Origin of the sequence: Neobacillus canaveralius (assembly GCF_047237705.1) — a bacterium.
GTDB classification, from domain to species: domain Bacteria; phylum Bacillota; class Bacilli; order Bacillales; family Cytobacillaceae; genus Neobacillus; species Neobacillus niacini_K.
Genome location: NZ_JBDFLL010000001.1, coordinates 5254334 through 5280986, shown reverse-complemented (window position 1 = coordinate 5280986; position 26653 = coordinate 5254334). Strand labels below are relative to the sequence as shown.

The window sequence follows — 26653 nt, the reverse complement described above, 5'->3', positions numbered from 1 at the left end:
TAAAAGGAATTTGCGATTTGCAAACTCCTTTTATTTTTTAGTTATTATTTTCGCTTAAGTAAGGGTTTCCACTAATGTTTGCGCGCATTTCATCCGTTATTGTAAAGTGCTCATTTACTGCAGAATTAGCAGCGGAACTTTCATTGTTTTGAATACTTCCATCATAATGAATTGGGTTATTTGTCATAGGTAAATTCACCTCCATTAATATAGTCTATACATAAATTCTACTATTTATTTACGATTATTAATAGGTAATTTTTAATATTCTAAATGTTATTTATACTGGTTATTATTTACTATTCACTAGTAATATATGGCGGGTTTCAAGAAGCCAGCCACTCTTTTGACAGCTCGAGCATATTGTTTTCCTTATTTAACCTTTCTCTGTTATTTATGATAAAATTTTTAAAAAAGGAGTCGGCTGTTTATGAAATTAATTGACCTGCATTGTGACGCATTACTTAAACTTTCAGAAGGAAAAGGTTCGCTGCGTTTTGCAGATGCGACAGAATTGCAGACGAATAAAAAAAGATTACATAAAGGGCAGGTCAAGGTTCAATGTTTTGCCATTTTTATTGAGCCAGACATTCCTTCGGACCAAAAATTTCAAGAGGCGCTTATACAAATTGATTATTTTTATAAGGAAGTGTTAGCAAAAAATCCTGATATGGTCCATATTAAAGAGTGGTCAGATTTTGAAAAAATCAATATCGGTCAAATTGGCGCCATGCTAACACTTGAGGGAGTCGACGCAATCGGCAACGATTTAACGAAGCTTCATATTCTTTATCAGTTGGGTGTTCGTTCAGTTGGTTTGACATGGAATAATGCAAATCTAGCAGCAGATGGTGCAGGTGAACCGAGGGGCGGCGGACTTACGATTTTTGGAAAAGAGATTGTTAAGTTTAATAATGAACATCAGATCCTAACAGATATATCTCATCTAAGCGACAAAGGGATCTGGGAGGTCATCGAATTAGCCAAGTATCCAATCGCAAGCCACTCCAATTCACGAACTCTTTGTCATCACCTTCGTAACTTAACAGATGAACAGGCGAAAGCGATGTTTAAAAGAAACGCCATGATCCATGTTATTTATTTTCCTCCGTTTGTAAAAGCAGAAGCAGGAGAGGTAACGATCTCTGATCTAATAAAGCATATCGATCATTTCTGCTCATTAGGCGGAGTGAACCATATTGGATTAGGGTCCGATTTTGATGGGATCGGGACATTTATAACCGACCTAGAGGACGCCTCAAAAACGCAGAATCTCATTAACGAATTATTGAAGCATTTTAAAGAGGATGAAGTGCGAGGATTTGCTTACCAAAACTTCCTTAACCATCGGCCAGGAGTGGTAGGATGAAGGTTAGACAGACCGGATTAACGGTTGGTGTGCTGCCAACTGGAAGAAAAAATTGCATAACCGATGTTGAGGGGGTAAAGGTAGGTCATGTAACGCTCGATTATCCCCTTGATGCAGGCGGAAAAGAGTATGCCTGTACGGGTGTTACAGCGGTATTGCCTCATGGTGGGAATGTATTTAAACAAAAAGTGACCGCTGCAAGTTATGTTATAAATGGATTTGGAAAAACCACCGGACTTGTTCAAGTGAATGAATTAGGACAGCTTGAATCTCCGATTATGTTAACCAATACGTTTGCTGTACCTGCGGTCACTCAGGGGACTTTAGAATATATGCTGGCTGAGAATTCTGAAATAGGTGAAACTACGGGCACGATTAACATAGTAGTTGGAGAATGTAATGATAGTTATTTGAATTCGATACGGAAATTTCCAGTTAAACCTGTGCATGCTATTGAAGCTATTAGGAATGCTTCCGATCATCAGGCAGAAGAAGGTGCTGTCGGGGCTGGAAAGGGAATGATCTGCTTTGGATACAAAGGCGGTATCGGTTCATCCTCTCGTACGATTGGAGAGTACACAATAGGGTGCTTAGTTCTCAGCAACTTTGGTAAAAAGGAGGAGCACCAGAAGTTTCGTTATTCAAAAGTGGAGGGGCTTTTGGATCCTGCAGATGGCTCTATTATTATTGTGCTCGCTACAGATGCCCCGTTAAGTGACAGGCAGCTTTTGCGTATTTCAAAGCGCTGTGGCATTGGTCTGGGTAGAACAGGCAGTCATTTTAGCCACGGCAGTGGTGATATCGTCATCGCCTTTTCAACAGCTCATAAGTCAGAACATTTTACGGATGAACTGGCGGAACATAGGCTCCAACTACGTGAAGATCATCCCCTGATGAATCAATTATTTACAGGAGCCGCAGAAGCAGTTGAGGAGGCAATCTTAAACTCACTGTCTCAGGCAGTCACAACAAAAGGAAGAGCAGGAAGAGTAGTAAATAATATCACCTTTACAGATGAGGAATGAATAAATGTATCTAACCATTAAAGAAACCGCAGAATATCTATCAATGCCAGAATCAAAAATAGAAGACCTAATCAAGCAGAAAAAAATCCGCGCCATTCATGACGGAGAAGGGTGGGTCATCAACAAAGAACAATTCAACACCCACCTAAAACAAATCGAAAAATACAAACACCTAATCGAAGATATCCTAAACGAACCCATCCCCGAAGACCTCGACATCAAAGACGAGGACTAAATTAGAATAATTATAATATGGTGCCTGTCACCGTCCGTGGACAGTGTCCACGTGGTATGGACACTGTCCTTATAAATGTAATAAGGAGGGGTTCTAATGGAGGGTTTTTTCTTGAAGAGGGTATATGAACCGTATGATGAGTCTGATGGTTTTCGGATTTTAGTGGATCGTATCTGGCCGCGTGGGATCTCAAAGGAGGCTGCTAAGTTGACGGCTTGGCAGAAGGAGGTTGCTCCGAGTCCTGAGCTTCGTAAATGGTTTTGTCACAAGCCTGAATTGTTTGAGGAGTTTCGCACTAAGTACATAGAGGAATTACGTACGGATGAACAGAAACAGAGTATTATAAATGACCTCATTACAATGAGGTCAAAAGGGAAAATTACACTCCTCTATGGTGCAAAGGATTCTGTATATAATCATGCGATTGTGCTGCAAGAGGAGCTAAACAGAATCACCGTTTAAGTAACCAGCAAAAGTAAGCGGAGGTTTTCCGGTTAAATTTAGAATGTAGCTTGTTTCGGGGAAAATAGGCGGAGGTTTTCAGCTTAAACAAAGAAATATCTCCCATTTTCAAATTTTTCGATCCAATAGGCGGAATCTCTCCGCTTATTAATCAGATCAGGTGCTTAACCTGATCACCCAACCGATAAGTGCGGACCCTATTGAACCTAGAAACGGGCAAGAGCATAATAAAAATTATGCTTCTGCTATTACAGTGCGAATAGACTTGCTAATTTGATAACTAAAATAACGACATTTACCTTGTCGTCATTAATATTTTTTATTGAACATAAGAACCAGTTAAATATGACCTTACACTTAAAACTAACTGTGATGATATTTTACTGTTTGGTTACTATTCCAAATGCTTTACGTTTGCTAACCCAATCTGCCCAAAGATAAAAGATTATATAAATGGGAAACGAGTAGATATATTCCCAATGTATCATCGTGTAAAATCCTATCAAGTTAAAGAAAGGTTCGCCAATGAATGATACTAAGGCACTATAAAAAATAGCTTTTATAAATGGAGATATTTCTGGCCTAATTTGCATTAACAATGTCATTGAAACTGGAAAAAGGCAAAAATCCCAAGGAATATATGAGGGGATAGAAGGTATTACTTTTCCTGTGTAGTACCAAGCACCAGATACAACACCTATAAAATCCATCCAGGAGGAAATAATTATTATAAAAAAAGCCGAAAACATAAAACGGGCCGTATTCTCTTTGTCTCTATATTTCCACCATATAACCCAAGGAATAATTGCAAGTCCTAAAGAAACCCACCAATCCCAATGTAAAAAGGTATGTTCCTTCCAAAAATCATAAAATTTATCGTTTACTTTATCTATATCTTTATAGAAATCTCCAACTATTTTTTCTTTATCCTTATAATTCATAGACACCATGCCCGCTATTAGAATTTTTAGCTTTGTGATACCTTTATTATTTTAGTAAGTAATAGGGAAATTATTCAAAATACTCCTTCCAGTTTTCCAATTAATCCACTGTTTTTATAATTGTTTTATATATGTTTTTTCCTATTGGACTCTAAAAGCGAACGGCTTAACATAAAAGGGACTCCACTTTTTATGCACGTATATCTATATTTTTTAGAGGATTATTACCTGAAATTCTTGAATATGTAAGATATATAAATAGTTTTTGGTAAGTGGTGAAGGTTACGTTAGTATTGATCAGGAAGAATATTATAAAGTACAGCCTGGGGATGCAGTGTTTTGGGAAAAAGACGAATGGCACGAAACGAAGTCAGATATTGGATTAACTGCTATTGTTATTCAAAGTAAAGAGTTAAATCCAGCTGATTTCATGCCTTTTAAATAACGCTATAACATTCGGAGTTAATCTTTACAGATACTACATGACAGTAAGTGTCGCTGGGAAAACTTCTATTAAGTAAACATTAGGAGTTTTAATATGAAAAATTATATTATTTTTTTCTGTGTTATTATAATTCTGTTTGGTACTTATACCGGTATTCGTGGTTCTTCCGCCAGTACCAAGGTGATTAACCTTGTAGCTCTCGGTGATTCCATCACACATGGAATCGGGGACCCTGCAAAAAAGGGGTATATAGAAGGAGTTAAAGTAAAATTAGAAGAAAAACATAAGGCTCCTGTCAAAGTGAACAACTTTGCTATACCAAGGTATCCTTCCGAAAAAATTCTTGAACAACTTCAGGATAAGAAAATCATTGCGCAAATAAGAAAAGCAGATTATATCATTCTTTATATCGGAACAAATGATTTTAGAAAGAGTGCCAATTATCAATTTAACCCACTTGATGTAAAACAAATAAATAAGGGCAAGGTTACATTCACCACAAACCTTTATAAAATCATTGGAAGTATAAAAAAAGACAATTCTGTCGCTCCTATGTTTGTCTTAGGTTTATATCAACCCTATGTTGAATACTCGAATCAGAAAGAAATTCTAGACACAATAAAACATTGGAACGATGAAATCGCCAAAGTGGCTGGTAATTTTGATCAAACCTACTTTGTTCCCACGCTTGATCTATTTCAAGACAAACCAAAAAGCTTCTATTTCAGTGATGCCTTACATCCGAATCCAGCTGGATATCAATTAATCGCGGATCGATTATCTGAGAAAGTATTGAAGGAACCTAGTTTTAAATAACCAACGAATAAGAAACTATAGTAAATATGTTACAAACAAAGGAGAAAGAGTAATTAAAATGATATCACTAAACGAGAAACCAGTTGTAAAAGCAGAAATGCTTATTCGCAAATCAGTTGAGGAAGTATATGAAGCTTTCATCAACCCTGAAATCACTACAAAGTTTTGGTTCACTAAAAGCAGTGGAAGATTAGAAGAGGGTAAAACCATTAGGTGGGACTGGGAAATGTATGGTGTTGGCGATGAATTAGTTGTTAAAGAATTGGAGCAAAACAAGCTAATAAGGATTGAATGGACCGATGGCACCCAGGTTGAGTGGATATTTATTCCCCGAGGAGTTAATCAAACCTTTGTTTCCATCACAAACTATGGCTTTTCTGGAAGCGGCGATGAAATGGTCGCTCAAGCCATTGATTCTATGGGAGGATACACAATGGTACTCTCTGGATTAAAGGCATATCTAGAGCATAACATTCAGTTAAATCTTGTAGCCGACAAAGCGCCAGACGCGAACATAAATCGGTAAGAGTAATCGGCGGCTAAATCCACATGGGTTTAGTCTGCCGTTTTTTAAACCAAGTTCAATCTATCAAGCTAATGAATGGGAAAGTTGGAAAAACAGTGGGGAAGAAATATGAGGCAAATTATTGCTCTTGGTGGCGGCGGTTTCTCAATGGAACCGGAAAATATATTATTGGATTCTTATATTCTTAAACAATCGGGTAAAGACAATCAGAAAATTTGTTTTATTCCCACTGCAAGTGGGGATTCAGAAGATTATATTCAAAGGTTTTATCAGAATACTTAGGTTCTTAAAAAACAATCTTCATAAAATTTGTTGATATAGTTCCTAATACTCATTTTTACGCTTTATTGTGATAAAGAAATAAAGAGAAAATAGGTATAATTCCCTACCATTTTAAGCAGTATATAGATGTTACTAGCCAATTTACATAAAGGGAGGAAATAAAACAATGACCAATAAGAATAATAATCGTAACCAACCGCATACAGGTGGAAGCAAAGCAGATACGGAATTCGGTGCGGAACAAGGACTAAGTAAGAAAGCAAGGAAACAAGCTGCAAGAGATAATAAAAAGAACTCATAATTCAAAGCAAAAAACGCCTCTCAGGGCGTTTTTTTAATTTCATATAACAAAGTAAAACACACATAAGAAGTGAGACATGCTCCCAAGCATGATAAAGATGTGGAAAATTTCATGAAAGCCCATGTATTTAGATTGAAGGAATTTTGGCTTAGCCCCGTATATGACACCGCCAATGGTATAAAAGATACCTCCAAGTATTAATAAAAATAAACCTTTTGAATCCATACTTCCTGCTAATGGTGAGAAAACAAACACAATCATCCAGCCCATAACAAGGTACAGTGCTGTTGAAATCCAGCGAGGACAATTAAACCAAACCATCTTGAATACCACTCCACTTAATGCCACCGCGGCAATAATAGAAAATAGGATATTACCAGTTGTCCCATTTAAGCTGATAAAACAAAATGGTGTGTAGGTACCTGCAATTAAAATAAAAATCATTGAGTGGTCAAGTCGTCTTAAAAAAGCAATTACATGATCTTTAGCTATTACCATATGATAGGTGGCAGAAGCTGAATAAAGGAGAATCATGCTGACGCCAAAGATGATGACAGCCGTAATGGCCATCGCTGATGAAGTCGTACTCGACACTTTAATTACCATCGCAAGAAGTCCTACAAAAGATAAAAGCGCTCCTGATAAATGAGTGAGTCCATTAATTGGTTCCCGTATATAATTACTCAAGTAATAACCCTCCTAATACAACATGTAGTTTTAATAACTACTTATAATAATACTCGTAAAACAGAATCTAGTCAACGGATAATTGTTACGATATAATGTTAATCAGAAAACAATTGGATCGGAGTTTTATGATGGATAAAATTATAGAAATACTTGAACAGCTTGGACTGGAAACAAACCTTTCGGTAGATGAAATACCGAATATTGATCTGTATATGGATCAAGTGATTCAGTTATTTGAAAGCAAATTTGCCGACTCGAAGCGAAATGCTGAGGAAAAGGTTCTTACAAAAACGATGATTAATAATTATGCAAAGGGGAAGCTCATTTTCCCGATAAAAAATAAGAAGTATTCCAAAGAGCATTTAATATTAATGAGTTTAATTTACCAACTAAAAGGTGCACTTTCCATTAACGATATCCAGGTAACACTGGATGGGTTGAATAAAAGGATTATTAAAGAGGATATAGAAATCGATTCTTTGTATAATAGTTATTTAGCTCTCTCCCAAAAAAATGTTGCTGATTTCAATATTGATATTAATGAACGGGTCAAGGATGTAAATGAAGAAGTAGCAAAAATGGAGGATCGGAACTCTGCCTATCTCGAGCAAGTACTTATGATTTCTTCACTCGTACACATGAGTAACCTATATCGAAAAGTGGCTGAAAAGTTGGTGGACGAAATTGTAGTAGATAAAGAAGGAAAGCGTCATAGATAATTATATCTTGGACGCTTTTTCAAATTGATTTATTTAATGCATATATCTTGTACATCTTTACCGATATCAATCACTTTTAAAGTTGAATCACGAACCTCGACGTGATTTATCGAAACTGAATCAGCCCGATTTTCTCCTCCGTAAACCTTGATAGCTGCACCTGCAATCTTAAAATCTCTGACTGAAATATTGGATAGATTCACATTCCTCGCACGGTACTGTATCGCAATAACAGGGTTGCCACTATAGTCATAATCAGGGTGGCCAATCAATGTAAAGTGGTTGATAATAACATTTTTATACGCTGACACCACTAGGCCCCTAGGAGTGGAGTATTTATATAAATCTGTAAAAACGGGTTTAATGGCAGCAAGATTCATAGCAGTAATATTGTATGCCGACTTTGACTCCGTATCTGTACTTTTATGATGTCCGATATGACGGAAGTTATAGGAACGGTTATCGTTTACAGAAATATGTCCAACGATTTGCACATTAGAGGCAGCAGATGAGTTTTGATGTGCTTTAATTTCAATGCCCCCAAAGCACCTTGCTGATGAATTATTAACTAATAGAACATTCCTAGAACCATCATCAATTTCGACCCCATTTGAATTTGAATAACCCTTCTGATGGGCACGGCCGCTAGGGTCACACATATGAGAGTTAGAAATGAAGATGTAATCACTATGATGGGTGGTAATTCCGTCATCTCCAAAACCATATCCATTTAGATTGTCGAGCCACACATATCGGCTGCCACCCTTGGCACGATATCCGTCTCCGGCATAATTGTACAAGGTAGAGGAAATATCAAAGCAATGAAGTCCCGGATTGATTGCTTCCACATCTTTTACCCAGCCATAGCTGACGTTTGCATATGTTAGACAGCTAGAATGATTGCCCCACGTACTCGTCTTTTTTACATACCCAAGCCTTTCGACATTCCAATCTAGACTCATTCCTTGCACATATATATGATGATTTCCTTTCCAATGATTGGCGTTGGTAATTAATCTTGTTCCTTTCGAGGCGCTCTCATGCAGTTTAATTGTTGTTTTTCCCTTTCCGGCCCCTACTAGGCATGTCCAGGAAGGAAGGCAAATGCCTTTTGTGATAAAAATCCCCTCAGGAATGTTTACCCTAACCCGGCCATTTCCAAGCGCTCTTTTAAAGGCAGCGGTGTTATCCGTTTTTCCATCCCCAATCCCGCCGTAATCCTCAATATTTACTTCCTTAATAATTCGACTCATTAACGTTTTGTACTCGTCATCCAATTTGGGTTTCCACTTAGGGAACACATTCCCATCAGAATCGACGTACAAAGGTGTAGGCTCTAAGATTCTAAATGGGCGAGCGAATAATCGAAAAATTTGCTCCATCATCCGTTCGAAAAAAGGAACTTTTATTGGTTCCTTGTTGAATTGTGGGGCAGGATTATTCTTTTTGCATTTTTGAAAAAGCTGCTCTGTTTCTTTGATCACTGCCTCTATATCTATTTGTTTTTCTGAAATAACCGATAGAAGCTCTCCATTTTTTCTTGCATCATGGTCTTTATCTAAAAACATCATTGTGTTCACTCCAGGAATTACTCTTTTTTAAAACTATTATTACCTATTATAGATGGAAAGCCTCTAGCAAAGGGAAAAACTGAACTTTTTGTGAACAAAGAGGTCGAGGAAATGGGATATAGAATATTTACTATGATAGTTATTTTTTTGAATGGGGGTACTAGCGATGAAATACAAAAGGACAATATGTTCACTTGTTATGCTCATTACCATATTTTCTATTTTTGCAACGTCATATGCCATCTTTTCGAATCAAGGGCAAGGAGAATACGAATATCAATCAATATTCGGTGAGACAGTATCTATTTATGGGAAGGGGCTCTACAGTCATGAATCCGTGTCAATGGCTGCACAAGCCATCGCTCAAGACTATGTTACACTATTTCTTGGCGTTCCATTACTGCTGCTATCATTCTATTTATATCAAAAAGGTTCCCTTAAAGGAAGTCTCCTGCTAACGGGGACGTTAGGATATTTCCTATACACCTATGCCTCTTACTCCTTTCTTTCCATGTACAATTCAATGTTCCTAATCTATGTGGCGCTTATGTCAGCCAGTTTTTTTGCCTTTATCCTCATGATGATGTCCTTTGATGTTGAAAATTTACCATTATTCTTCTCAGAAAAAATGCCGGTAAAATTCCTTGGAGGTTTCTTACTTTTTGTTTCCTTTGTATTTGGAATGATGTGGACAGGAAAGTTGGGTTTCCCGCTCCTGAGCAATACACCACCAGCAGATTTACAGCACTACACAACTTTTGTGATACAGGCACTGGACTTAGGATTTGTCGTTCCTGCAGGGCTGCTTGCTGGAATCCTGTTAATTATGCGAAAACCATTTGGCTACCTGCTGACCCCTGTGATTATTATTAAAGAGATTACCTTACTAACAGCGTTGACAGCCATGATTCTCCTCCAATTAAAGGCTGGAGTAGAGATAGGCTATCTGCTTATTTGGAGTGTTATTCTCTTTAATCTGTTGGTCGTATTCTGCATGATTCTAATAATGAAAAACATTAAAGAGAACGTGGAAAAACAAAGTACTGGCATGACTTTACATTAAAAAACAAAAAGGTTGAATATTTATTAACAACAAACAGCAAAATACTAACGTATGTTCGGAGGTGGGAAAAATGGAAGATAAGAATTATGAAAAAATTTATGAAGAATATAAACTGCAAAGTGAGCAGCAAGCGCAGATAGAGGCTAGTCAAAGCAACGCTGGTGGAAAAGAGGAATTCGTGGCGGTTAGGAAAAATGATGATGGAGACATCATCGCTTTCAAAACAAGCTCTGGAAGAGAACTGGATTACGTCACTGCTTTAACGGAAGCGAAAGCAGGTCAGATTGCCCACATTGATGTATTTCATAAATACGGCAGAGATATTATTCGAAGCCAACCTGATGGGATAAAAGAAAACAATCTTGATCGACTTCCCGAATTTTAGTGAGCAAAGGGAGTGGCACAACGTTGCTGCTCTCTTTCTTTTTTTAGAGAAAGGTTTTTTTACAATTAAATGGAATATAAATAAATAGTTGTGTTTTTTGGGGGGAGTAGGATGTTTTTTCTATTGCTAACAGCTATGATTATTTCATTTGTGGTCGGAACTACGTTATTAATTAATGGTGAAATGGTTTTTGGTATATTCGCAACAGTCCTAGGTGTTTTTTTCCTCCTGTTTATTCTGTTTTATTATGGAAGAAAGAAATATCGTAAAAAGAAATACGATTGTACGCCAGACTGTCCCACTTTTGATTGTGGACCGGACTGTGACGGAAAATCAGATTGTGGGGGACCTGATTGTGATTGTGGGCCAGATTGTAATTAATCTTAAGATGCTGATTGATATTGTACCTTGTCACCGGATGAAGTCTAGAAGCCTCACCATTAAAGGATATACACTGCCAATATGCGCAAGGTGCACGGGAATATTATTGGGATATTTATTTTTCCCTTTCCTGTTTGTCTTCGATTTATCTTTACCACTATGGCTGGGGATATTATTAAATTTTCCAATGGTTTTGGATGGATGGACACAGAAAAGGAATATTCGGATGAGTAATAACACCTTAAGATTATCAACAGGTATTGTGAGTGGCTTGGGTCAGAGCATTATTATCGTTAGTCTCAGTCAAAGTTTTATTTCGATTTTATTGTAAAAAAAGTAAACAACTATCCGTTTCATGCTCGTCCTAGAAAGCATAGTATATTTAAGGACGTTATGGAAGGAAGTATGTTCAATGTTGGATTCTTTGTTCGAGTTCTTGTCTCAACTATTCACATTGATTTACCAATTTATTTTATATATTTTAGAAACACTTCAAAATATTTTATAAAAGGCCTGAGAGTACCGGCCTTTTTTTTGTTAAAGTAGAATTATTAGAATGTAAAAGAGACAACTAGAAAACTAATTGAAGCAATTAGTGAATTAATCAAATAAAAGGAGACTGCTTATGATCACTCTATACATAACAAGGCACGGTGAAACAGAGTGGAATACTGAAAAAAGAATGCAAGGCTGGCTGGATTCAAATCTAACGGAAAATGGAATAAAAAATGCTGTATCTTTAGGTGAAAGATTAAAAGAAACAGAGTTAACAGCTATTTTTTCAAGTCCAAGCGGGAGAACGAAAGCGACTACCAGCTTGATACGGGGAGAAAGAGATATTCCTGTCATTTACGATGAGAATCTAAAGGAAATAAAATTGGGTCAATGGGAAGGAAAAACTCATTCATCCATTAAAGAATTGTATCAAACACAGTATGAGTCCTACTGGAACGCACCCCATCAATATACATCTGTTGGAGGAGAAACGTTTGAAGAAACAAGAGCAAGAGCCATTCAGGTATTAGATCGAATAAAAAGAGACTATAAATCTGGAAATATATTAATTGTTACTCATTCTGTTGTTATCAAATGTTTGTATTCATTTTTTAGGAACACATCAATTGAAACCTTATGGGACCCTCCCTATATGCATGATACCAGTCTTACGATTGTAGAAATGAATGAAAATGGTTTTAAACTGGTGTTAGAGGGAGATATCTCTCATCTGGAAACTGCAAATTTTATATAGATGAGCAGAGTGTGAAGCTTTAATAAAAAATTGGAGTGAGTGAGATTAATAGAATCAATCCATACAAAGCAGCGGAACTGTTTACCTTGAATCATTTTCCGAATTGTAACGGAGCCTTATTAGCAGGGAGTGTAGTTCGAGGTGAGGGCACAGAAACATCTGACCTTGATATAGTTATATTTGATAAGAATCTTAAATCTGCGTATAGAGAATCTGTCATTGAGTTTGGCTGGAATATAGAGGTATTCGTTCATAATTTAACTTCCTATAAAGAGTTTTTTAAAAGTGATTGTGAACGAGCAAGACCTTCCTTGCCTAAGATGGTTTCAGAAGGAATTGTGTTAAAAGATAGTGGAATCATAGAGGCTATTAAACAAGAGGCAAAAGATTTATTGGCGAAGGGTCCTGAAGAATGGTCAGCTGAAACCATAAGAATCAAGCGTTATTTTATAACAGATGCGCTTGATGATTTTATAGGTTGTTCAATGCGGGCAGAAGAAATATTCATAGCCAATACACTTGCTGAACTAGTTAGCGAATTTGTCATGAGAACCAATCGGCAATGGATTGGTACTTCAAAATGGGTAATTCGTTCATTAAGAAACTATGATGAAAAGTTTGCAGATCATTTTGTCGACGTGTTTGATACTTTTTATAAAACTGGAGATAAAAATAGGATTATCGTAATGGTTGATGATATCCTGAAGCCATTTGGCGGGCGGTTATTTCAAGGGTTTTGTTTAGGGAAATAGTTAACGATTTGGACAGGCGAAGCAAGACGCAGTGCAAAAATTCTACCAAACATTTCATAGAGGTGAAAAGATGAAGCAGCTATTTCAGTATAATTGGCAGGTACGGGAAGAATGGTTTAATTGGTGCAAGCAGTTTACAACTGAACAGTTATTGGAAAAAAGAGCAGGCGGCTTTGGCAATATACTACATACTTTATTGCATATTATCGTGGTTGAATATGATTGGATTAATGATTTAAATGGGGGAAAGGGGTTTGAATTTAAATTAGAGGAATTCAAATCCATTGATGATGTAATCAAACTCCATAATGACTGGCATGAAGAAGTTGAAAGGTTTGTAACAGAATGGAAGGAAGAAATGAGCAGTCAGATTTTAGAATTGGATGATGAAAGAAGTTTTACATATGGAGAGGTAGTAAATCACATTATCGTACATGAGATTCATCATATTGGACAATTATCGGTATGGGCACGTGAACTTGGTTCAGCACCCATTTCGGCCAATTTAATAGGAAGAGGTTTACAGTTCTAGTTTTTTAAATAGTAACTGGGAGACATGGGAGATATATGACAAAGAAAAGGACAATTTTTGGAGTAATTGTACTGCTGTTTTTTATTATTAGTTGGTTTTCGTATCAAAAAATTACAGACGACACCTATAAAGGGATGTCGATTATACCTGAAGAACACAAAGATATCCCATTATTCAAAGGACTAGAACCTACTGAACACCAATATATTATGAAGGGGAATCACTGGGAGGAGATTTATCATTTCTACAAGAAGGAACTTCCTGGGCTGGGTTGGCAAAAGGACTATATAGAATCTGCACTTGACGATCATGAGGCTGATAATGATGGGAGTAGATTTATGTCTCGCTGGAGAAAAGAAGATTTTGCTGGTGAATTATGGATTTCTGCTCATTACAATCAAAATGAGGACCAAACAGAAGTCATGTTTGATCAAACGGAAATTCTACAATCAACCACCTGGATTGAGGATGTTCCAGATAGTATTTGTATCTATCAAAGTCCAACTGCTCAAAACTGTACAGAAATTACAGATAAATCCAAGATAGAACAAATCACAAGGTTCATTAATGAAGCAATGGATACGAAAGAAGAAGTAGATTCCCGAAATGAAACAATGATAATAGATTTTACTGATATTAAAGTAAACGTTTTTTATGAAGATGAAAAAGAATTTTTCCTTCAATCTGAAAAGGGTACAAAATTGATGAAACCAGAGCAGGAATTTTTAGAACTTCTCATAATAAAATAATCTGGTTCATATCAGTATTAAAAATGGGAAAATCACACATACTTTCCTCATTAAGACACTTACCAGAGGAGTAGTAGAATGCATTGGTATGAAAAATTAAATCAATATTTTCCGGTTGAAGAAATGAAGTCTATAGAGCATATGGAAACTTTATTAAAAGAGCGTTCGGATATTTATCACAAAGATGAAGGTCCTAATCATGTTTTGATGTATTCAGAGTTAGAGGATTTTGTTTTTATTGACTATCTTTTTGTTTCGAAAGATGCACGCGGTCAGGGCCTTGGTCATAAGCTTCTCGAAAAAATGAAACAAAAAGGCAAGCCCATTATTCTTGAGGTTGAACCTGTTAACTATAAAGACAGTGATACAGGAAAAAGGCTCCATTTTTATAAGCGTGAGGGTTTTGAACATGCCAATTCCATCGGCTATGAACGAAGGTCGTTAGCAACAAATGAGATGAATAAAATGGAAATTCTTTATTGGGCTCCAAATAAAGAGTCAGAAGAGCTAATATTTGAAGCTATGCGAAAGACGTATAATAAAATTCATACCTATAAGGATCAGCACTTCTACGGAGAATCATACCAACCAGTTGAAGAGGTTTTGACCTTTAATGAAGATCCACAAAATCAAAATATCTTAGATGATTTATAACAAAAAGCTTTACCCCAATACGGGGTAAAGCACCTTAGGTTTTTAGAGGAATTAACAGGTCAACTTTCCTGTAAAAATGTAACCTTCCTAATCGAAACAGGGGCGTCCTTGTATGCTTGTAAAATACCATGCTCTTCAATTTGGTCTTTCATTACAGTCTTATATGGCAGTTTTACCTCCAATTCCCCTTTTAAAGGTGAGAAGGAAAGCGAAACCGTTTCTTGGTTTTCCCAATGAGCAACAATTGGCTTGTCCGTTACAAACGAAAATAACTGAGGAAACCCATTGCGAAAAAATGGGTGAATCCCTTTATTATCGCCAGGTTCATTTAGACTAATATACAGGGATAGATAATCACAAAATTTTAGTAGATCTAAATGGTACATTAGAGTTTCTTGTTTATGCTCATTTCCCGCTAATTGCAAATCCTTTGAAAGCTGTTCCTGTCTTTGCTTTTCCTCTTTCCAAAATTCCCTGACAACTTGCTCGCTTGAATCCTGAATGAACGAGGCATAGTGCAAACTGCATAAAAGTCCTGCATATTTGCTTAGTTTTTCTACTTCCTCTAACCCCTTTTTATAAAAAGTAATTTTGAGTGATAGTGGATAATCAATAAAAGAGTAAGGTTTCTCCGTTTTATCATTCCATACCGGAGACGAATCCATTTCGATCCAGCCTCGGTCATGTTCCTTGATTGCCAGCAGAACTTCTTTAGTACGGTTATCATCAAAAAAATAATCCTCTTTGCAATTCTGAGCGATAACGCCAGCAATTTGTGCGTGGTCATTCTGCGTTACCATAAGAAAGCTTTGTTCCCGTTCCAGTACAATCATTTTCTTAAATCCCTTTCCTTTGTGAAAACTGAACTTGTTCGGATTTCTCATGCTTCCTTTTGTATTTCCCTTAGCCAGTAGATTTAAACCAAAAACTTCCTGCGATCTTGATAACATAAGAAGGAAAAAAACTACCTAATAAAGAATTAACTATTTCGGCTAAATAATTTAAAAGTTAGAGGATTTTTACATAAAAGGTTCGTGTGCGTGGTCCGTCAAACTCGCAAAAATAGATTCCCTGCCACGTACCTAACAGCAATTGTCCGTTTGCAATAATAACATATTGTGAAGCCCCGACTGTACTTGCTTTCATATGAGCTGCGGTATTGCCTTCCATATGCCGATCGAGTTCATGATGCCATGGATAAACCTCGTCAAAGCGCCGAATCATGTCGTGTTTAACATCTGGATCTGCATTTTCATTTATGGTAATCCCGGCTGTGGTATGTGGACAATAGACAATAGCTGATCCTTCCCGCTGGTTAGTTTCTCTTATGAATGCCTCAACCTGCTGTGTGATTTCTATCATTTGATCACGGGTGTTTGTTTTTAACGTAAATTTTTTTAGCATAATATCATTCCTTTCTAATCAAAACACTAAATAAAGGTGGTAATTGTATTGTTCAGTCAATCCCCCTATGCCTGCCGAATGGAATGGGGCAGACGCGGCGCTAGAGAAGCGGCAGAACGCGGTGATATCATTATTATAGTCGATATCCTCAGTTTTTCATCGACTGTCGTATCCGCCTTACATTTTAATGCGGTGATTTATCCTTATCCCCCGTATGTTGATGGGAAAGAATACGCAAAAAAAGTGAATGCTGAATATATTTTGGGCAGAGCGGAGGCAGCAAAGGCAGGGAACCCAACATTATCGCCTGTTACTTTTACTGAAGAACATTCAAATAAGAAGTATGTACTTTCCTCGCTAAATGGTGCTTTTTGTACTTGGATTGGCTCGAAGGCAAAAGCACTTTTCGTTGGATCTTTATTAAATGCCGCTGCAGTTGCATCCGCGGCTAATCGATTAAGATTAAAAACGAAAGCGAACATAACAGTTATCCTTTGTGGTGAACAATGGAGCGGTGGGAGAGAAGAGGAAGATACCCTGCGACCTGCTATGGAGGATTATATAGGAGCCGGCGCTATTTTATCTTATTTGGAAGGTGAAAAATCACCGGAAGCAGAAGTATGTATGGGTGCATTCCTGCAGGCGAAGCCAAAATTAGATGCACTGATTTGGGATAGTGGAAGCGGCCGGGAATTACGTGAACGAGGATTTGCTGCAGATGTAGAGCATTGCAGCAGGTTAAATGTCTATCAAAGTGTTCCGATATTAAAAGAAGATCATTTTGTTTCTTATAATGGGGAGTGTAGCTAATGAAGCACCTTCGTATTCGGCAGTACCAGGAAGATGATTTTACTAGAATTCAAGAGTTAAACCAGAAGGAAGGATGGAGTAACTTAGTAGAGAAGAACGAAGATACAAAAGAGGCATGGAACCATTCAAGTGTATCGTTGGTTGTGGAAGCAGAAGGCGATGGAATCGTGGGTTATATCAGAGGTTTTACGGATACACGTATCACTTTATATATTTGTGAATTGTTAATTGACAAGAAGTACCGTGGAACAGGTATCGGGAGAGAGGTACTTCGATACGTTCATGCTCAATATCCAAGTACGAGAATGGAACTGCTTGCTTCAAGTACCTCTCATACTTTTTATGAAGGCCAGGGCTATCGCCCATTTTACGGATTCAGAAAGACCTTTAAAGAATAGGAGTGAAACTATAATGAAAAAAACTTATCTCATCAGGCATTGTGAGGCTGAGGGGCAGCCAGCGGAAGCACCACTAACAAACGATGGCTTTAAACAAGCTATCCAATTATCGGAATTCTTTAGAGATATTCCTGTAGACCGCATAATCTCTAGTCCATATAAGCGTGCTCTTCAAACGGTAGAACCACTTGCAAAAAGAATGAATCTGGAAATAGAAAAAAATGAGCTGTTAACAGAACGTGTACTTAGTTCCCAAAACCTAGCAGACTGGCTTGAAAAACTAAGAGATACCTTTGATGATTTTGAATTGAAATTTGAAGGCGGCGAGTCAAGTGGTGAAGCACAGCAACGAATCATTACCGTTTTGGAGGAAGTTCTGAAAAGTGAGGAGCTAAATACTATCATCGTCACACATGGAAATTTACTTTCCTTACTTTTAAATCATTATCAACATCAGTTCGGCTTTGAAGATTGGAAAAGTTTAAAAAATCCGGATGTGTTTCTTTTGAAGAAACAGGGTGAAACTGTAACATATGAAAGATTGTTAATGGAATCTAGCGATCAACTATCCTTGATTAAACCAACAATAGAGTTGAAGGATGAATACCTCTCATTCTATAAAGAATGGGTAGACAGCAAAGAAGATATGGTACCTTGGGTGATTCAAAAGGATCCGTCAGACTTTGAGGCAATGGTCCAATTTTTAAAGGATAATGAACAAGGACGTAATTTGCGAGAAGGTTGGGTTCCTGACTCAACATTTTGGTTAATTAATCAGGATAAAAGAATTCTTGGTGCTGTGAATATTAGACATCAATTAACACCGTTTCTATTGAATAGTGGCGGACATATAGGGTACGGTATTCGTCCTTCAGAGAGAAGGAAAGGATTTGCTACTAAATTATTGTCATTATCGATTGAAAAAGCTAAAGAGTTGGGAATACGAAAAGCACTTGTTGTATGCGATGAAGATAATACAGGTTCCTTTAAAACGATCATAAATAATGGTGGTATTCCAGATTCAGATTTCATCGAAGAAGATGGAAATATTGTTAAAAGATTCTGGATAGACCTATAATATTTCCAAATGGATTAATTTGAAAAGGATTGGAGCCATCATGGAAGCAAACAAAACAATAAATTCTATTGATGAATACATCTTACAATTTCCGAGTGAAGTGCAAGAAATACTACAAAAGATTAGGAATGTAATAAAGGAATCGGCACCAGATGCAGTAGAAAAAATAAGTTACCAAATGCCGACTTTTTACTTACATGGAAATCTAGTTCATTTCGCGGCCAATAAAAATCACATTGGATTTTATCCAGCTCCTAGCGGAATTGAGGCTTTTAAACATGAATTATCCGAATATAAAAGTTCAAAAGAAGCCGTCCAGTTTCCTAAAGACAAGCCGCTGCCCTATGGAGTAATTAGTGAAATTGTTAAATTTCGAGTTGCTGAAAATAAAAAGAAAGCAGAAGCAAAAATTAAAAAGAATAAATAGAGGAGGAACCAGTGGGAAAAAGAAAAGAGGAAATCAAAGTTGTGATTGGAGCAGGGGAGTACAATAATAATCCTGGTTGGATTCATACACAGGAAGATGAACTTAATTTAATCGATATTCATACTTGGAAAGGCAGGTTTGATGAACATTCTATAACGGCTATCCTAGCTGAACACGTCTGGGAACATCTAACCTACGAAGAAGGAGTAAATGCTGCGAAACTTTGTTTTGAATTCCTAAAGCCTTCAGGTTACATACGTTGTGCTGTTCCTGATGGATTTTTTCCAAATGAGGAATACCAAAATATCGTTAAAGTAGGTGGTCCTGGTCCCAAAGATCATCCTGTAGCAAGTCATAAAATTGTACATAACTATAAAACCTTATCTAAAATGTTTGAAAGTGCAGGATATAAAGTGAATTTACTTGAATATTGCGATGAGTACGGCAACTTCCATTTCAATGAATGGGATGGTAAAGATGGAGTTATTTTTCGTTCGAAAAGATTTGATTCTAGAAATCAAGGGGATCAATTATTATTTCCATCGCTTATAATCGATGCAATTAAACCTAAATTTAATGATGAATAAGAAAATTAAGAGGGCAGAAAAACCTGCCCCTCTTATGATTAAATTGGCTTCTTCCCTTGATATTTCATCTTAAACTCTGCTTCACTCATATTTGGATTCTTTCTAGGTGTTGTTTTATTAAGCGCCTTTTTCATTTCAACATTGGCATCGTCATTTGTATTATACTTTCCGTCCATATAAATCCCTCCTTTTTTAATTAGTATCAAACCTAAATCAATCGTTCATTCTTTTATTTTTATAAAAGAACAATTTTTACCTTTAAGAGAAAGATTTGTCTTTAATCAAGGGTCTTAAGGACAAATCGTAGCAGCGGCCATAAAGACTTTGTATGTAATCGATGGTCTTGAGAAAAGAGCACTTATAAAGATAAAGCATTAAGGATGTGATTGTAATGTTTCAAGCAACTCTTTTATTTATCCTTGCAGGTATAGCAGAAATAGGAGGAGGATACCTTATCTGGCAATGGCTGCGGGAAGGGAAGCCATCCTACTGGGGCCTAATTGGAGGAGTAGTACTAGCTTTGTACGGCGTGATAGCTACCTTTCAGGCATTCCCATCATTTGGACGAGTCTATGCTGCTTACGGGGGAGTATTCATTGTGCTTTCACTTTTGTGGGGGTGGGGGATCGACAAAAAGGCTCCTGATTTATATGACTGGATCGGCGGGGGAATCTGTTTAATTGGTGTTTTGGTGATGTTATTGGCACCAAGACAATAAAAAAGGCTGTTTCTGAAAGATATTTGTTAAAATCTTAAAGCAGATTTTAACGTGGAAATAACTATTTTGAGCTTTAGAATTTAGTTTGCAGCTCTTTTCTTAATAAATTTTTACTGTTTTCTACGGAAACTTAGTGCAAGCATTAATTTTGTTCCAAAAACATCAAAGTTTAAGAAAAGAGCATTAAAAAATGAGCTTGGATGTCCAAGCTCATTTTTTTATTTATATGAAAGCTCATATTGTGAAATTTTATCTTCATAGTTTAAAGTAACACCAATTTCGTCCCAGCCGTTAAGAAGCATTTCTTTAGGATATGGAGCAATATCAAAGGTAAACTCCAACCCTTGATTATCGGTAACGACTTGATCTTCTAGATTCACAGTAAGTGTGTACTCCTCGTCTTCTGCTTTACGCATAATACTTTGAACCTGTTCCTCACTTGCCTGAATGGTTAGAATACCATTTTTCACACAGTTATTTTTAAAAATATCTGCATAGCTTTGGGCAATAACTACTTTAAAGCCAAAGTCCTGAATCGCCCATGGGGCATGTTCACGAGAGGAACCACAGCCAAAGTTTTCTCCAGCTACTAAAATAGAGGATCCCTGATATTTAGGATGATTCATTGAAAAATCCTCACGTAGGTTACCATCATCATCAAAGCGCCAGTGATAAAATAAAAATTGTCCAAAACCGCTTCGCTCAATTCTTTTTAGAAATTGCTTTGGAATAATCTGGTCGGTATCAACATTGCTTCGATTTAACGGGCAAACGATTCCTGTATGAATACGTAGTGGTTCCATTTATAGTACCTCCTGTGCTGTGAACTTGCGAACATCGACGAAGTGACCTGCAACTGCAGCTGCAGCAGCCATTTCAGGACTTACAAGGTGGGTACGAGATCCGTTTCCTTGACGACCTTCAAAATTACGGTTAGAAGTAGAGGCACAGCGACCGCCTGGAGGAACGATGTCATCATTCATAGCAAGACACATACTGCAGCCAGCTTCGCGCCATTCAAAGCCTGCTTCTTTAAAAATTTGGTCAATGCCTTCTTTTTCGGCAGCCAATTTTACACTGAAAGAACCTGGTACGACAATTGCTTTCACCTTAGAATTAACCTTGTGACCGCGAACAACATCAGCCGCTTTACGCAAATCACTTAACCGTGAATTGGTACAAGATCCGATAAAGACATGATCAATTTCTACACTTGAAATCGGTTGATCCGCTACAAGTCCCATGTATTGAAGGGCACGAGAGATTTCATCTTTTTTATTCGCTTTTGCTTCATTATCTGGATTAGGAACAGATGCTGTAATCGGGATACACATACCTGGGTTCGTTCCCCATGTAACCTGCGGTTCAACTTCAGATGCCTCAATTTCGACCACTGCATCATATTGTGCACCTTCATCAGTCGCAAGTGCACGCCAATTAGCTACGGCTTCCTCGAAAGCTTCACCCTTAGGAACATGTCTGCGTCCTTTTAGATATTCAAAAGTTGTTTGATCTGGAGAAATCAAGCCCGCTCGAGCACCAGCCTCAATCGACATATTACAAACGGTCATACGCTCTTCCATTGAAAGGGAGCGGATTGCCTCACCTGTATATTCCATTACATAGCCAGTTCCAAATTGAACCCCAAATTTGCCGATAATCGCTAGGATTAAATCCTTCGCTGTTACGCCTGTTCCAAGGTTCCCATTTACCTTCACATTCATTGTTTTTGGAGGTGCTTGCCAAAGTGTTTGTGTTGCTAGGACATGCTCAACTTCACTTGTCCCAATTCCGAACGCTAGGGCACCAAACGCACCATGTGTAGAAGTATGGCTATCACCACAAACGATTGTTTTTCCAGGTTGTGTAAGACCAAGCTCAGGTCCAATTACATGGACAATCCCATTGTCTGGGTGTTGACGGTCTGAAAGTTCAACGCCAAATTCTTGGCAGTTCTCTTTCAATGTATCTATTTGTTTCTTTGAGATTGGATCCTTAATTACGTTTCGATCAAGTGTTGAAACGTTGTGATCCATTGTTGCGTAAGTAAGGTCCGGACGGCGCACCTTTCGTCCGTTCATTCGTAATCCTTCGAATGCTTGAGGAGAGGTTACTTCATGGACCAGGTGCAAATCAATATATAGTAAATCTGGTTTTCCGGCTTCTTGATGTACAACATGCTGCTCCCAAACTTTTTGAATAATATTTTTTGGTTTTTGCATAATGTCCTTCCTCACGTTTATAGATTTGGTGGAGTGGGGATAGTATATCCCCGGATAAATAGTTCGTTCCTTGATAAGGAGAAGCAGCTGGACTTATGAGCCCAGCTGCGAGTAATTTTAAACGTAACAGCTCATGATACATTTTGAGGCGTTTTGGGACTTAATATAATCGACAATCAGACGTGTCATTTCCTCTGTGCCCACTTGTCTTCCTTCAGGAATGTGAAGGTCGGCTGTGTGGAATCCACTATCTAACACAGACTGTACCGCGTCTTCAATTAATGTTGCCTCATCATTAAGTTGGAAAGAGTAACGCAGCATTAATGCTGCAGATAAAATCATTGCAGATGGATTGGCGATTCCTTTACCTGCAATATCTGGTGCTGAGCCATGAACTGGTTCATATAAACCAACTCCATCTTCGCTCAAGGATGCGGAAGCTAGCATTCCAAGTGATCCAGTTAACACAGAAGCTTCATCACTAAGAATGTCACCAAACATGTTCTCTGTCACAATGACATCAAACTTAGTAGGATTTGTAATCAATTTCATTGCAGCGGCATCAACCAATACATGCTCAACTGTAACATCTGGATAATTAGCTTTTTTCTCTTCCACAATTTCGCGCCACATTTTACTGGATTCCAATACGTTTGCTTTATCAACAGAAGTAAGGTGTCCACTCCGTCCTTGTGCTGCTTGAAAGGCTTTGTCTACGATTCTTTCAATCTCTTTACGAGTATAAGCAAGTGTATCAACGACAGTTTGACCGTTGTCACGGCGTTCGCTTGGAGTACCGAAGTAAATACCGCCTGTTAGTTCACGGACAATCAATAAGTCACTGCCTGCCACAACCTCTTCTTTCAATGGAGAAGCATGCAGCAAATTTTTAAATCCTTTGATCGGTCTTAAATTTGCATATAAATCTAGTGCCTTACGAATACCGAGTAATCCTCTTTCAGGGCGTAAATGGGAGGGGTTGTTATCCCATTTTGGGCCGCCAACCGCACCTAATAATACCGCATCCGCCTGCTTACAGGCGTCGACTGTTGTTTCCGGCAGGGGAGTTCCGTGAAGGTCAATGGCTGCCCCTCCGATTTCATGGGTTTCGAAGGTGAAACTGTGGTTAAATTCTTCAGCAATAGCGTTCAATACATCTTGTGCAGAATTAATAACTTCCTTGCCAATCCCATCACCAGGTAGTAATACAATACGTTTTTTCATTCGAAGCAACCTCCTCGTCATTTTTTTATATCGCCTTAGGAAAGGTTTTTATGCTTGCGCTAGTTCTGCTTGAGCCTGAGCAACAGCTTTTGTGTTGAATAATACACGGTTTACAGTATTTAAGAACGCTTTAGCAGAAGCTTCTAATACGTCCTGAGCTGATCCTCGGCCACTTACTTGTGAACCATCAACCGTCATTTTTACATGTACTTCAGCCAATGCGTCACGCCCTTGACCAACTGAATTTAATTTATAATCAGTAAGATGAATTTCTTCTTTAATTAGAGCTTCTAATGTATTCATTAGAGCTTCAACACTTCCTGAACCTGTACGTGCCGTTTCTACTCGAACACCTTCTGGCGTGTTCAGTGCAACTGTTGCAGTAGGGAGGTTAGCTGAACCATAATGAACCTGGAAAGCCACTAGCTCATATTTTTTAATATCAGCGACGGCTGTTTGGATGTCTGTTAAAATGGTGAACAAATCTTCATCGGTAACTTCTTTTTTACGATCGGTGAGCTGTTTAAAAGCTGTAAATGCTTCTTGAAGCTTTTCAGCTGATAATGTAAAGCCCATATTTTCAATTTTATCTTTGAAGGCATGACGTCCTGAATGCTTACCAAGAACTAAATCATTTGATTGAATACCAACCATCTCGGGAGTAATAATTTCATAGGTTAAGGTATTTTTTAATACACCATCCTGATGAATACCAGACTCATGAGCAAAAGCATTTTTTCCTACTACAGCCTTATTTCCAGGAACAATCATTCCTGTAAAGCGGCTGACAAGGTCGCTTGTGCGCTTGATTTCTTTTAATACAAGATTCGTAGTATAAGGGTATTTATCTTTTCTAATATTTAGTGCTACTGCGACTTCCTCTAGTGAGGCATTCCCGGCACGTTCTCCAATACCGTTAATTGTTCCCTCGACCTGGGTAACTCCATTTTCAATCGCTGCTAGTGTATTGGCTACAGCCATTCCTAAATCATCATGGCAATGACAGGATAGTGAGGCTTTATGGATATTTGGAACGTTTTCTCGAATATAACGGAACATGTAACCATATTCTGCTGGAGTGGCATAGCCTACCGTGTCAGGGAGGTTAATGACTGTTGCTCCTGCGTCGATAACCTTCGTAATGATTTTGACAAGAAAATCAAGATCTGAACGAGATGCGTCTTCAGCAGACCATTCGATATGAGGAAATCTTTGTTTTGCATATGCCACCATATCGACAGAGGTTTGAATGACTTCCTCAGGTGTTTTGAACAATTTATATTTCATATGAATAGGGGAGGTTGCAAGAAAAACATGCAACCTTGGTTCTGCAGCATCCTTTAATGCGTCCCACGCAATGTCAATATCCGATTTGGTTGCTCTTGCCAGGCCTGTAACGGAACTGTTTTTAATACTCCGGGCAATTGCTCTAACTGCTTCGAAATCCCCTTGGGAGGAAGCCGGGAACCCGGCCTCCATAATATTCACGCCAAACCTTTCTAGTTGTCTAGCGATTTCAAGTTTTTCGAGCTGGTTTAAATTCACACCAGGAGATTGTTCACCATCACGCAGTGTCGTATCAAAGATGTTAACGTGAACCATTTACCACAGCTTCTTTCTTTTGGTTTACAGGCTTTTTAATAAATGGCATTAATTCACGAAGCTCACGGCCGACAACCTCAATTTGGTGATTGTTTTCGCTGCGGTTAATCGCATTGAATTGTGGACGGTTAGCTTGATTTTCAAGAATCCATCCTTTTGCAAAGGCACCAGTTTGGATATCTGTTAATACATCTTTCATGCGTGCTTTTGTATCTTCGTTAACAACACGTGGTCCAGAAACGAAATCTCCCCACTGAGCTGTATCAGAGATAGAATAACGCATGTTTTCTAATCCTCCTTCATATAGAAGGTCAACGATTAATTTTAATTCGTGTAAACACTCAAAGTAAGCAACTTCAGGCTGATAACCAGCTTCTACAAGAGTTTCGAAACCAGCTTTGATAAGTGCAGTGGTACCACCGCAAAGAACCGCTTGTTCTCCGAATAGATCTGTTTCTGTTTCTTCTTGGAAAGAAGTTTCTAGTACACCTGCACGAGCAGAACCGATTCCTTTAGCATAAGCAAGAGCTAGGTCACGCGCTTGGCCTGTGTAGTCTTGATAAACTGCATATAATGCTGGAACGCCTGCACCTTCTGTATAAGTGCGTCGTACTAAATGTCCTGGACCTTTAGGAGCAACTAGGAATACGTCTACATCAGCTGGAGGTACGATTTGTGTAAAGTGAACGTTGAAACCATGGGCAAATACTAGTGCATTCCCAGCTTCAAGGTTTGGTTTAATACTTTCTTCGTATACCTTAGGCTGCATTTCATCTGGAAGTAAAACCATGATAACGTCAGCTTGTGCAGTTGCATCTGCAACAGATGTTACCTCAACACCATCTTCAACAGCTTTATCCCAAGACTTACCACCTCTTAAACCAACAACAACGTCAAATCCGCTTTCCTTTAGGTTTAATGCATGTGCGTGACCTTGTGATCCATAACCGATTACTGCGATTTTCTTTCCTTGTAAAACTGCCTCTTGAATATCTCCGTTATATAATACTTTTGCCATTATAATCATCCCTTCGAA

The 26653-nt window shown here is 37.9% G+C and carries 35 protein-coding genes and 2 pseudogenes; 25 read left to right on the top strand and 12 right to left on the bottom strand.

Annotated features, from left to right (window positions below; translation table 11 throughout):
* Positions 1-37: 37 nt before the first annotated feature.
* Positions 38-187, bottom strand: a complete 150-nt coding sequence (locus tag ABC255_RS25905) for a hypothetical protein (protein ID WP_412997962.1) — start codon at positions 185-187, stop codon at positions 38-40.
* A 243-nt stretch (positions 188-430) separates the two neighbouring features.
* Here ABC255_RS25905 and ABC255_RS25900 point away from each other — a divergent pair, with 243 nt between their 5' ends.
* The 4 genes from ABC255_RS25900 to ABC255_RS25885 all read left to right on the top strand — a co-directional run bounded on the left by ABC255_RS25900 (position 431) and on the right by ABC255_RS25885 (position 3091).
* Entirely contained in the window at positions 431-1369 is a 939-nt protein-coding gene (locus tag ABC255_RS25900; RefSeq protein ID WP_412997961.1) for a dipeptidase, read from the top strand.
* The gene (locus tag ABC255_RS25895; protein WP_412997959.1) at positions 1366-2394 is read left to right on the top strand and encodes a DmpA family aminopeptidase; all 1029 of its coding nucleotides are present in this window, start codon (positions 1366-1368) and stop codon (positions 2392-2394) included. The genes ABC255_RS25900 and ABC255_RS25895 overlap by 4 nt, the downstream gene beginning before the upstream one ends.
* 4 nt (positions 2395-2398) lie before the next feature.
* The gene (locus ABC255_RS25890; protein ID WP_412997957.1) at positions 2399-2629 is read left to right on the top strand and encodes an excisionase family DNA-binding protein; all 231 of its coding nucleotides are present in this window, start codon (positions 2399-2401) and stop codon (positions 2627-2629) included.
* Between the two features lie 96 nt (positions 2630-2725).
* The gene (locus ABC255_RS25885; RefSeq protein ID WP_412997955.1) at positions 2726-3091 is read left to right on the top strand and encodes a DUF488 domain-containing protein; all 366 of its coding nucleotides are present in this window, start codon (positions 2726-2728) and stop codon (positions 3089-3091) included.
* 380 nt (positions 3092-3471) lie between these two features.
* Here the strand turns inward: ABC255_RS25885 and ABC255_RS25880 are convergent, their stop codons facing one another.
* Positions 3472-4032: a CBO0543 family protein gene (locus tag ABC255_RS25880; RefSeq protein ID WP_412997953.1), complete on the bottom strand. Its 561-nt coding sequence runs from the start codon at positions 4030-4032 to the stop codon at positions 3472-3474.
* 265 nt (positions 4033-4297) lie between these two features.
* Between ABC255_RS25880 and ABC255_RS25875 the strand changes: the two genes are divergently transcribed.
* From ABC255_RS25875 to ABC255_RS25855, 5 genes and pseudogenes are all read left to right on the top strand, one after another.
* A complete protein-coding gene (locus tag ABC255_RS25875) occupies positions 4298-4477 on the top strand; it encodes a hypothetical protein (RefSeq protein WP_412997951.1) in 180 nt (59 codons plus the stop codon).
* A gap of 93 nt (positions 4478-4570) precedes the next feature.
* Positions 4571-5293, top strand: a complete 723-nt coding sequence (locus ABC255_RS25870) for a GDSL-type esterase/lipase family protein (RefSeq protein WP_412997949.1) — start codon at positions 4571-4573, stop codon at positions 5291-5293.
* 58 nt (positions 5294-5351) lie between these two features.
* Positions 5352-5819 (top strand): SRPBCC family protein, encoded by a 468-nt coding sequence (locus tag ABC255_RS25865; RefSeq protein ID WP_412997947.1) that lies wholly within the window; start codon positions 5352-5354, stop codon positions 5817-5819.
* A gap of 108 nt (positions 5820-5927) precedes the next feature.
* Positions 5928-6092 (top strand): annotated as a pseudogene (locus tag ABC255_RS25860) (Type 1 glutamine amidotransferase-like domain-containing protein); the annotation flags it as partial.
* Positions 6093-6267: 175 nt separating this feature from the next.
* Complete coding sequence (locus ABC255_RS25855; protein ID WP_256988982.1) at positions 6268-6402, top strand: hypothetical protein; 135 nt, start codon at positions 6268-6270, stop codon at positions 6400-6402.
* A gap of 39 nt (positions 6403-6441) precedes the next feature.
* On the opposite strand, the gene trhA is transcribed toward ABC255_RS25855, so the two are convergent.
* Complete coding sequence (gene trhA / locus ABC255_RS25850) at positions 6442-7089, bottom strand: PAQR family membrane homeostasis protein TrhA (protein WP_335537272.1); 648 nt, start codon at positions 7087-7089, stop codon at positions 6442-6444.
* 131 nt (positions 7090-7220) lie between these two features.
* Here trhA and ABC255_RS25845 point away from each other — a divergent pair, with 131 nt between their 5' ends.
* Positions 7221-7811: a DUF1836 domain-containing protein gene (locus ABC255_RS25845; RefSeq protein WP_412997944.1), complete on the top strand. Its 591-nt coding sequence runs from the start codon at positions 7221-7223 to the stop codon at positions 7809-7811.
* A gap of 29 nt (positions 7812-7840) precedes the next feature.
* Here ABC255_RS25845 and ABC255_RS25840 read toward each other — a convergent pair whose 3' ends face one another.
* The gene (locus tag ABC255_RS25840; protein WP_412997942.1) at positions 7841-9382 is read right to left on the bottom strand and encodes a glycosyl hydrolase family 28-related protein; all 1542 of its coding nucleotides are present in this window, start codon (positions 9380-9382) and stop codon (positions 7841-7843) included.
* A gap of 166 nt (positions 9383-9548) precedes the next feature.
* On the opposite strand from ABC255_RS25840, the gene ABC255_RS25835 reads away from it, so the two are divergent.
* From ABC255_RS25835 to ABC255_RS25800, 8 genes are all read left to right on the top strand, one after another.
* Entirely contained in the window at positions 9549-10445 is an 897-nt protein-coding gene (locus ABC255_RS25835; RefSeq protein ID WP_412997940.1) for a hypothetical protein, read from the top strand.
* 70 nt (positions 10446-10515) lie between these two features.
* Positions 10516-10830, top strand: coding sequence for a DUF3892 domain-containing protein (locus ABC255_RS25830; protein ID WP_412997938.1), 315 nt, complete (start codon positions 10516-10518; stop codon positions 10828-10830).
* Positions 10831-11077: 247 nt separating this feature from the next.
* Positions 11078-11542: a DUF2085 domain-containing protein gene (locus ABC255_RS25825; RefSeq protein WP_412997936.1), complete on the top strand. Its 465-nt coding sequence runs from the start codon at positions 11078-11080 to the stop codon at positions 11540-11542.
* 294 nt (positions 11543-11836) lie between these two features.
* Positions 11837-12460, top strand: coding sequence for a histidine phosphatase family protein (locus ABC255_RS25820; RefSeq protein ID WP_412997934.1), 624 nt, complete (start codon positions 11837-11839; stop codon positions 12458-12460).
* Between the two features lie 35 nt (positions 12461-12495).
* Positions 12496-13212, top strand: coding sequence for a nucleotidyltransferase domain-containing protein (locus tag ABC255_RS25815; protein WP_412997932.1), 717 nt, complete (start codon positions 12496-12498; stop codon positions 13210-13212).
* 70 nt (positions 13213-13282) lie between these two features.
* Entirely contained in the window at positions 13283-13744 is a 462-nt protein-coding gene (locus tag ABC255_RS25810; RefSeq protein WP_412997930.1) for a DinB family protein, read from the top strand.
* Positions 13745-13779: 35 nt separating this feature from the next.
* Positions 13780-14493 (top strand): hypothetical protein, encoded by a 714-nt coding sequence (locus ABC255_RS25805; protein WP_412997929.1) that lies wholly within the window; start codon positions 13780-13782, stop codon positions 14491-14493.
* Between the two features lie 78 nt (positions 14494-14571).
* Entirely contained in the window at positions 14572-15147 is a 576-nt protein-coding gene (locus ABC255_RS25800) for a GNAT family N-acetyltransferase (RefSeq protein WP_412997927.1), read from the top strand.
* Between the two features lie 59 nt (positions 15148-15206).
* On the opposite strand, the gene ABC255_RS25795 is transcribed toward ABC255_RS25800, so the two are convergent.
* Both ABC255_RS25795 and ABC255_RS25790 read right to left on the bottom strand, forming a co-directional pair.
* Complete coding sequence (locus ABC255_RS25795; protein ID WP_412997925.1) at positions 15207-16097, bottom strand: DUF3891 family protein; 891 nt, start codon at positions 16095-16097, stop codon at positions 15207-15209.
* A 58-nt stretch (positions 16098-16155) separates the two neighbouring features.
* Positions 16156-16551 carry a secondary thiamine-phosphate synthase enzyme YjbQ gene (locus ABC255_RS25790; RefSeq protein WP_412997923.1) on the bottom strand — a complete coding sequence of 132 codons (396 nt, stop codon included), beginning with the start codon at positions 16549-16551 and terminating at the stop codon, positions 16156-16158.
* A gap of 48 nt (positions 16552-16599) precedes the next feature.
* Here ABC255_RS25790 and ABC255_RS25785 point away from each other — a divergent pair, with 48 nt between their 5' ends.
* From ABC255_RS25785 to ABC255_RS25760, 6 genes and pseudogenes are all read left to right on the top strand, one after another.
* Complete coding sequence (locus ABC255_RS25785) at positions 16600-17361, top strand: 2-phosphosulfolactate phosphatase (protein ID WP_412997921.1); 762 nt, start codon at positions 16600-16602, stop codon at positions 17359-17361.
* Positions 17361-17759, top strand: a complete 399-nt coding sequence (locus ABC255_RS25780) for a GNAT family N-acetyltransferase (RefSeq protein WP_412997919.1) — start codon at positions 17361-17363, stop codon at positions 17757-17759. The genes ABC255_RS25785 and ABC255_RS25780 overlap by 1 nt, the downstream gene beginning before the upstream one ends.
* Positions 17644-18231 (top strand): annotated as a pseudogene (locus ABC255_RS25775) (histidine phosphatase family protein); the annotation flags it as partial. The gene ABC255_RS25780 and the pseudogene ABC255_RS25775, both read left to right, overlap by 116 nt.
* Positions 18232-18306: 75 nt before the next feature.
* On the top strand, positions 18307-18837 hold the full coding sequence (locus tag ABC255_RS25770; protein WP_412998640.1) for a GNAT family N-acetyltransferase: 531 nt from the start codon (positions 18307-18309) through the stop codon (positions 18835-18837).
* Positions 18838-18877: 40 nt separating this feature from the next.
* On the top strand, positions 18878-19264 hold the full coding sequence (locus tag ABC255_RS25765; RefSeq protein WP_412997918.1) for an iron chaperone: 387 nt from the start codon (positions 18878-18880) through the stop codon (positions 19262-19264).
* Between the two features lie 11 nt (positions 19265-19275).
* Positions 19276-19851: a class I SAM-dependent methyltransferase gene (locus ABC255_RS25760; RefSeq protein ID WP_412997916.1), complete on the top strand. Its 576-nt coding sequence runs from the start codon at positions 19276-19278 to the stop codon at positions 19849-19851.
* Between the two features lie 38 nt (positions 19852-19889).
* Here the strand turns inward: ABC255_RS25760 and ABC255_RS25755 are convergent, their stop codons facing one another.
* Positions 19890-20027, bottom strand: coding sequence for a hypothetical protein (locus ABC255_RS25755; RefSeq protein WP_412997914.1), 138 nt, complete (start codon positions 20025-20027; stop codon positions 19890-19892).
* A 215-nt stretch (positions 20028-20242) separates the two neighbouring features.
* On the opposite strand from ABC255_RS25755, the gene ABC255_RS25750 reads away from it, so the two are divergent.
* Complete coding sequence (locus tag ABC255_RS25750) at positions 20243-20569, top strand: YnfA family protein (protein ID WP_412997912.1); 327 nt, start codon at positions 20243-20245, stop codon at positions 20567-20569.
* Between the two features lie 218 nt (positions 20570-20787).
* Here ABC255_RS25750 and leuD read toward each other — a convergent pair whose 3' ends face one another.
* From leuD to ilvC, 5 genes are all read right to left on the bottom strand, one after another.
* On the bottom strand, positions 20788-21372 hold the full coding sequence (leuD, locus tag ABC255_RS25745; protein ID WP_412997910.1) for a 3-isopropylmalate dehydratase small subunit: 585 nt from the start codon (positions 21370-21372) through the stop codon (positions 20788-20790).
* On the bottom strand, positions 21373-22791 hold the full coding sequence (leuC, locus tag ABC255_RS25740) for a 3-isopropylmalate dehydratase large subunit (RefSeq protein WP_412997908.1): 1419 nt from the start codon (positions 22789-22791) through the stop codon (positions 21373-21375).
* Between the two features lie 117 nt (positions 22792-22908).
* Positions 22909-24015 (bottom strand): 3-isopropylmalate dehydrogenase, encoded by a 1107-nt coding sequence (leuB, locus tag ABC255_RS25735; RefSeq protein ID WP_412997906.1) that lies wholly within the window; start codon positions 24013-24015, stop codon positions 22909-22911.
* Positions 24016-24063: 48 nt separating this feature from the next.
* Positions 24064-25617, bottom strand: a complete 1554-nt coding sequence (locus ABC255_RS25730; RefSeq protein ID WP_412997905.1) for a 2-isopropylmalate synthase — start codon at positions 25615-25617, stop codon at positions 24064-24066.
* Positions 25604-26635 (bottom strand): ketol-acid reductoisomerase, encoded by a 1032-nt coding sequence (ilvC, locus tag ABC255_RS25725; RefSeq protein ID WP_306075705.1) that lies wholly within the window; start codon positions 26633-26635, stop codon positions 25604-25606. Before ilvC ends, ABC255_RS25730 begins: the two co-directional genes overlap by 14 nt.
* Positions 26636-26653 lie beyond the last annotated feature (18 nt).

Coding starts and splice junctions, on each gene's coding strand:
- ABC255_RS25905 (WP_412997962.1), bottom strand. CDS start 187: ATGACAAATAACCCAATTCATTATGATGGAAGTATTCAAAACAATGAA.
- ABC255_RS25900 (WP_412997961.1), top strand. CDS start 431: ATGAAATTAATTGACCTGCATTGTGACGCATTACTTAAACTTTCAGAA.
- ABC255_RS25895 (WP_412997959.1), top strand. CDS start 1,366: ATGAAGGTTAGACAGACCGGATTAACGGTTGGTGTGCTGCCAACTGGA.
- ABC255_RS25890 (WP_412997957.1), top strand. CDS start 2,399: ATGTATCTAACCATTAAAGAAACCGCAGAATATCTATCAATGCCAGAA.
- ABC255_RS25885 (WP_412997955.1), top strand. CDS start 2,726: ATGGAGGGTTTTTTCTTGAAGAGGGTATATGAACCGTATGATGAGTCT.
- ABC255_RS25880 (WP_412997953.1), bottom strand. CDS start 4,032: ATGAATTATAAGGATAAAGAAAAAATAGTTGGAGATTTCTATAAAGAT.
- ABC255_RS25870 (WP_412997949.1), top strand. CDS start 4,571: ATGAAAAATTATATTATTTTTTTCTGTGTTATTATAATTCTGTTTGGT.
- ABC255_RS25865 (WP_412997947.1), top strand. CDS start 5,352: ATGATATCACTAAACGAGAAACCAGTTGTAAAAGCAGAAATGCTTATT.
- ABC255_RS25855 (WP_256988982.1), top strand. CDS start 6,268: ATGACCAATAAGAATAATAATCGTAACCAACCGCATACAGGTGGAAGC.
- ABC255_RS25845 (WP_412997944.1), top strand. CDS start 7,221: ATGGATAAAATTATAGAAATACTTGAACAGCTTGGACTGGAAACAAAC.
- ABC255_RS25840 (WP_412997942.1), bottom strand. CDS start 9,382: ATGATGTTTTTAGATAAAGACCATGATGCAAGAAAAAATGGAGAGCTT.
- ABC255_RS25835 (WP_412997940.1), top strand. CDS start 9,549: ATGAAATACAAAAGGACAATATGTTCACTTGTTATGCTCATTACCATA.
- ABC255_RS25830 (WP_412997938.1), top strand. CDS start 10,516: ATGGAAGATAAGAATTATGAAAAAATTTATGAAGAATATAAACTGCAA.
- ABC255_RS25825 (WP_412997936.1), top strand. CDS start 11,078: ATGGAAGAAAGAAATATCGTAAAAAGAAATACGATTGTACGCCAGACT.
- ABC255_RS25820 (WP_412997934.1), top strand. CDS start 11,837: ATGATCACTCTATACATAACAAGGCACGGTGAAACAGAGTGGAATACT.
- ABC255_RS25810 (WP_412997930.1), top strand. CDS start 13,283: ATGAAGCAGCTATTTCAGTATAATTGGCAGGTACGGGAAGAATGGTTT.
- ABC255_RS25805 (WP_412997929.1), top strand. CDS start 13,780: ATGACAAAGAAAAGGACAATTTTTGGAGTAATTGTACTGCTGTTTTTT.
- ABC255_RS25800 (WP_412997927.1), top strand. CDS start 14,572: ATGCATTGGTATGAAAAATTAAATCAATATTTTCCGGTTGAAGAAATG.
- ABC255_RS25795 (WP_412997925.1), bottom strand. CDS start 16,097: ATGTTATCAAGATCGCAGGAAGTTTTTGGTTTAAATCTACTGGCTAAG.
- ABC255_RS25790 (WP_412997923.1), bottom strand. CDS start 16,551: ATGCTAAAAAAATTTACGTTAAAAACAAACACCCGTGATCAAATGATA.
- ABC255_RS25780 (WP_412997919.1), top strand. CDS start 17,361: ATGAAGCACCTTCGTATTCGGCAGTACCAGGAAGATGATTTTACTAGA.
- ABC255_RS25770 (WP_412998640.1), top strand. CDS start 18,307: ATGGAATCTAGCGATCAACTATCCTTGATTAAACCAACAATAGAGTTG.
- ABC255_RS25765 (WP_412997918.1), top strand. CDS start 18,878: ATGGAAGCAAACAAAACAATAAATTCTATTGATGAATACATCTTACAA.
- ABC255_RS25755 (WP_412997914.1), bottom strand. CDS start 20,027: ATGGACGGAAAGTATAATACAAATGACGATGCCAATGTTGAAATGAAA.
- ABC255_RS25750 (WP_412997912.1), top strand. CDS start 20,243: ATGTTTCAAGCAACTCTTTTATTTATCCTTGCAGGTATAGCAGAAATA.
- leuD (WP_412997910.1), bottom strand. CDS start 21,372: ATGGAACCACTACGTATTCATACAGGAATCGTTTGCCCGTTAAATCGA.
- leuC (WP_412997908.1), bottom strand. CDS start 22,791: ATGCAAAAACCAAAAAATATTATTCAAAAAGTTTGGGAGCAGCATGTT.
- leuB (WP_412997906.1), bottom strand. CDS start 24,015: ATGAAAAAACGTATTGTATTACTACCTGGTGATGGGATTGGCAAGGAA.
- ABC255_RS25730 (WP_412997905.1), bottom strand. CDS start 25,617: ATGGTTCACGTTAACATCTTTGATACGACACTGCGTGATGGTGAACAA.
- ilvC (WP_306075705.1), bottom strand. CDS start 26,635: ATGGCAAAAGTATTATATAACGGAGATATTCAAGAGGCAGTTTTACAA.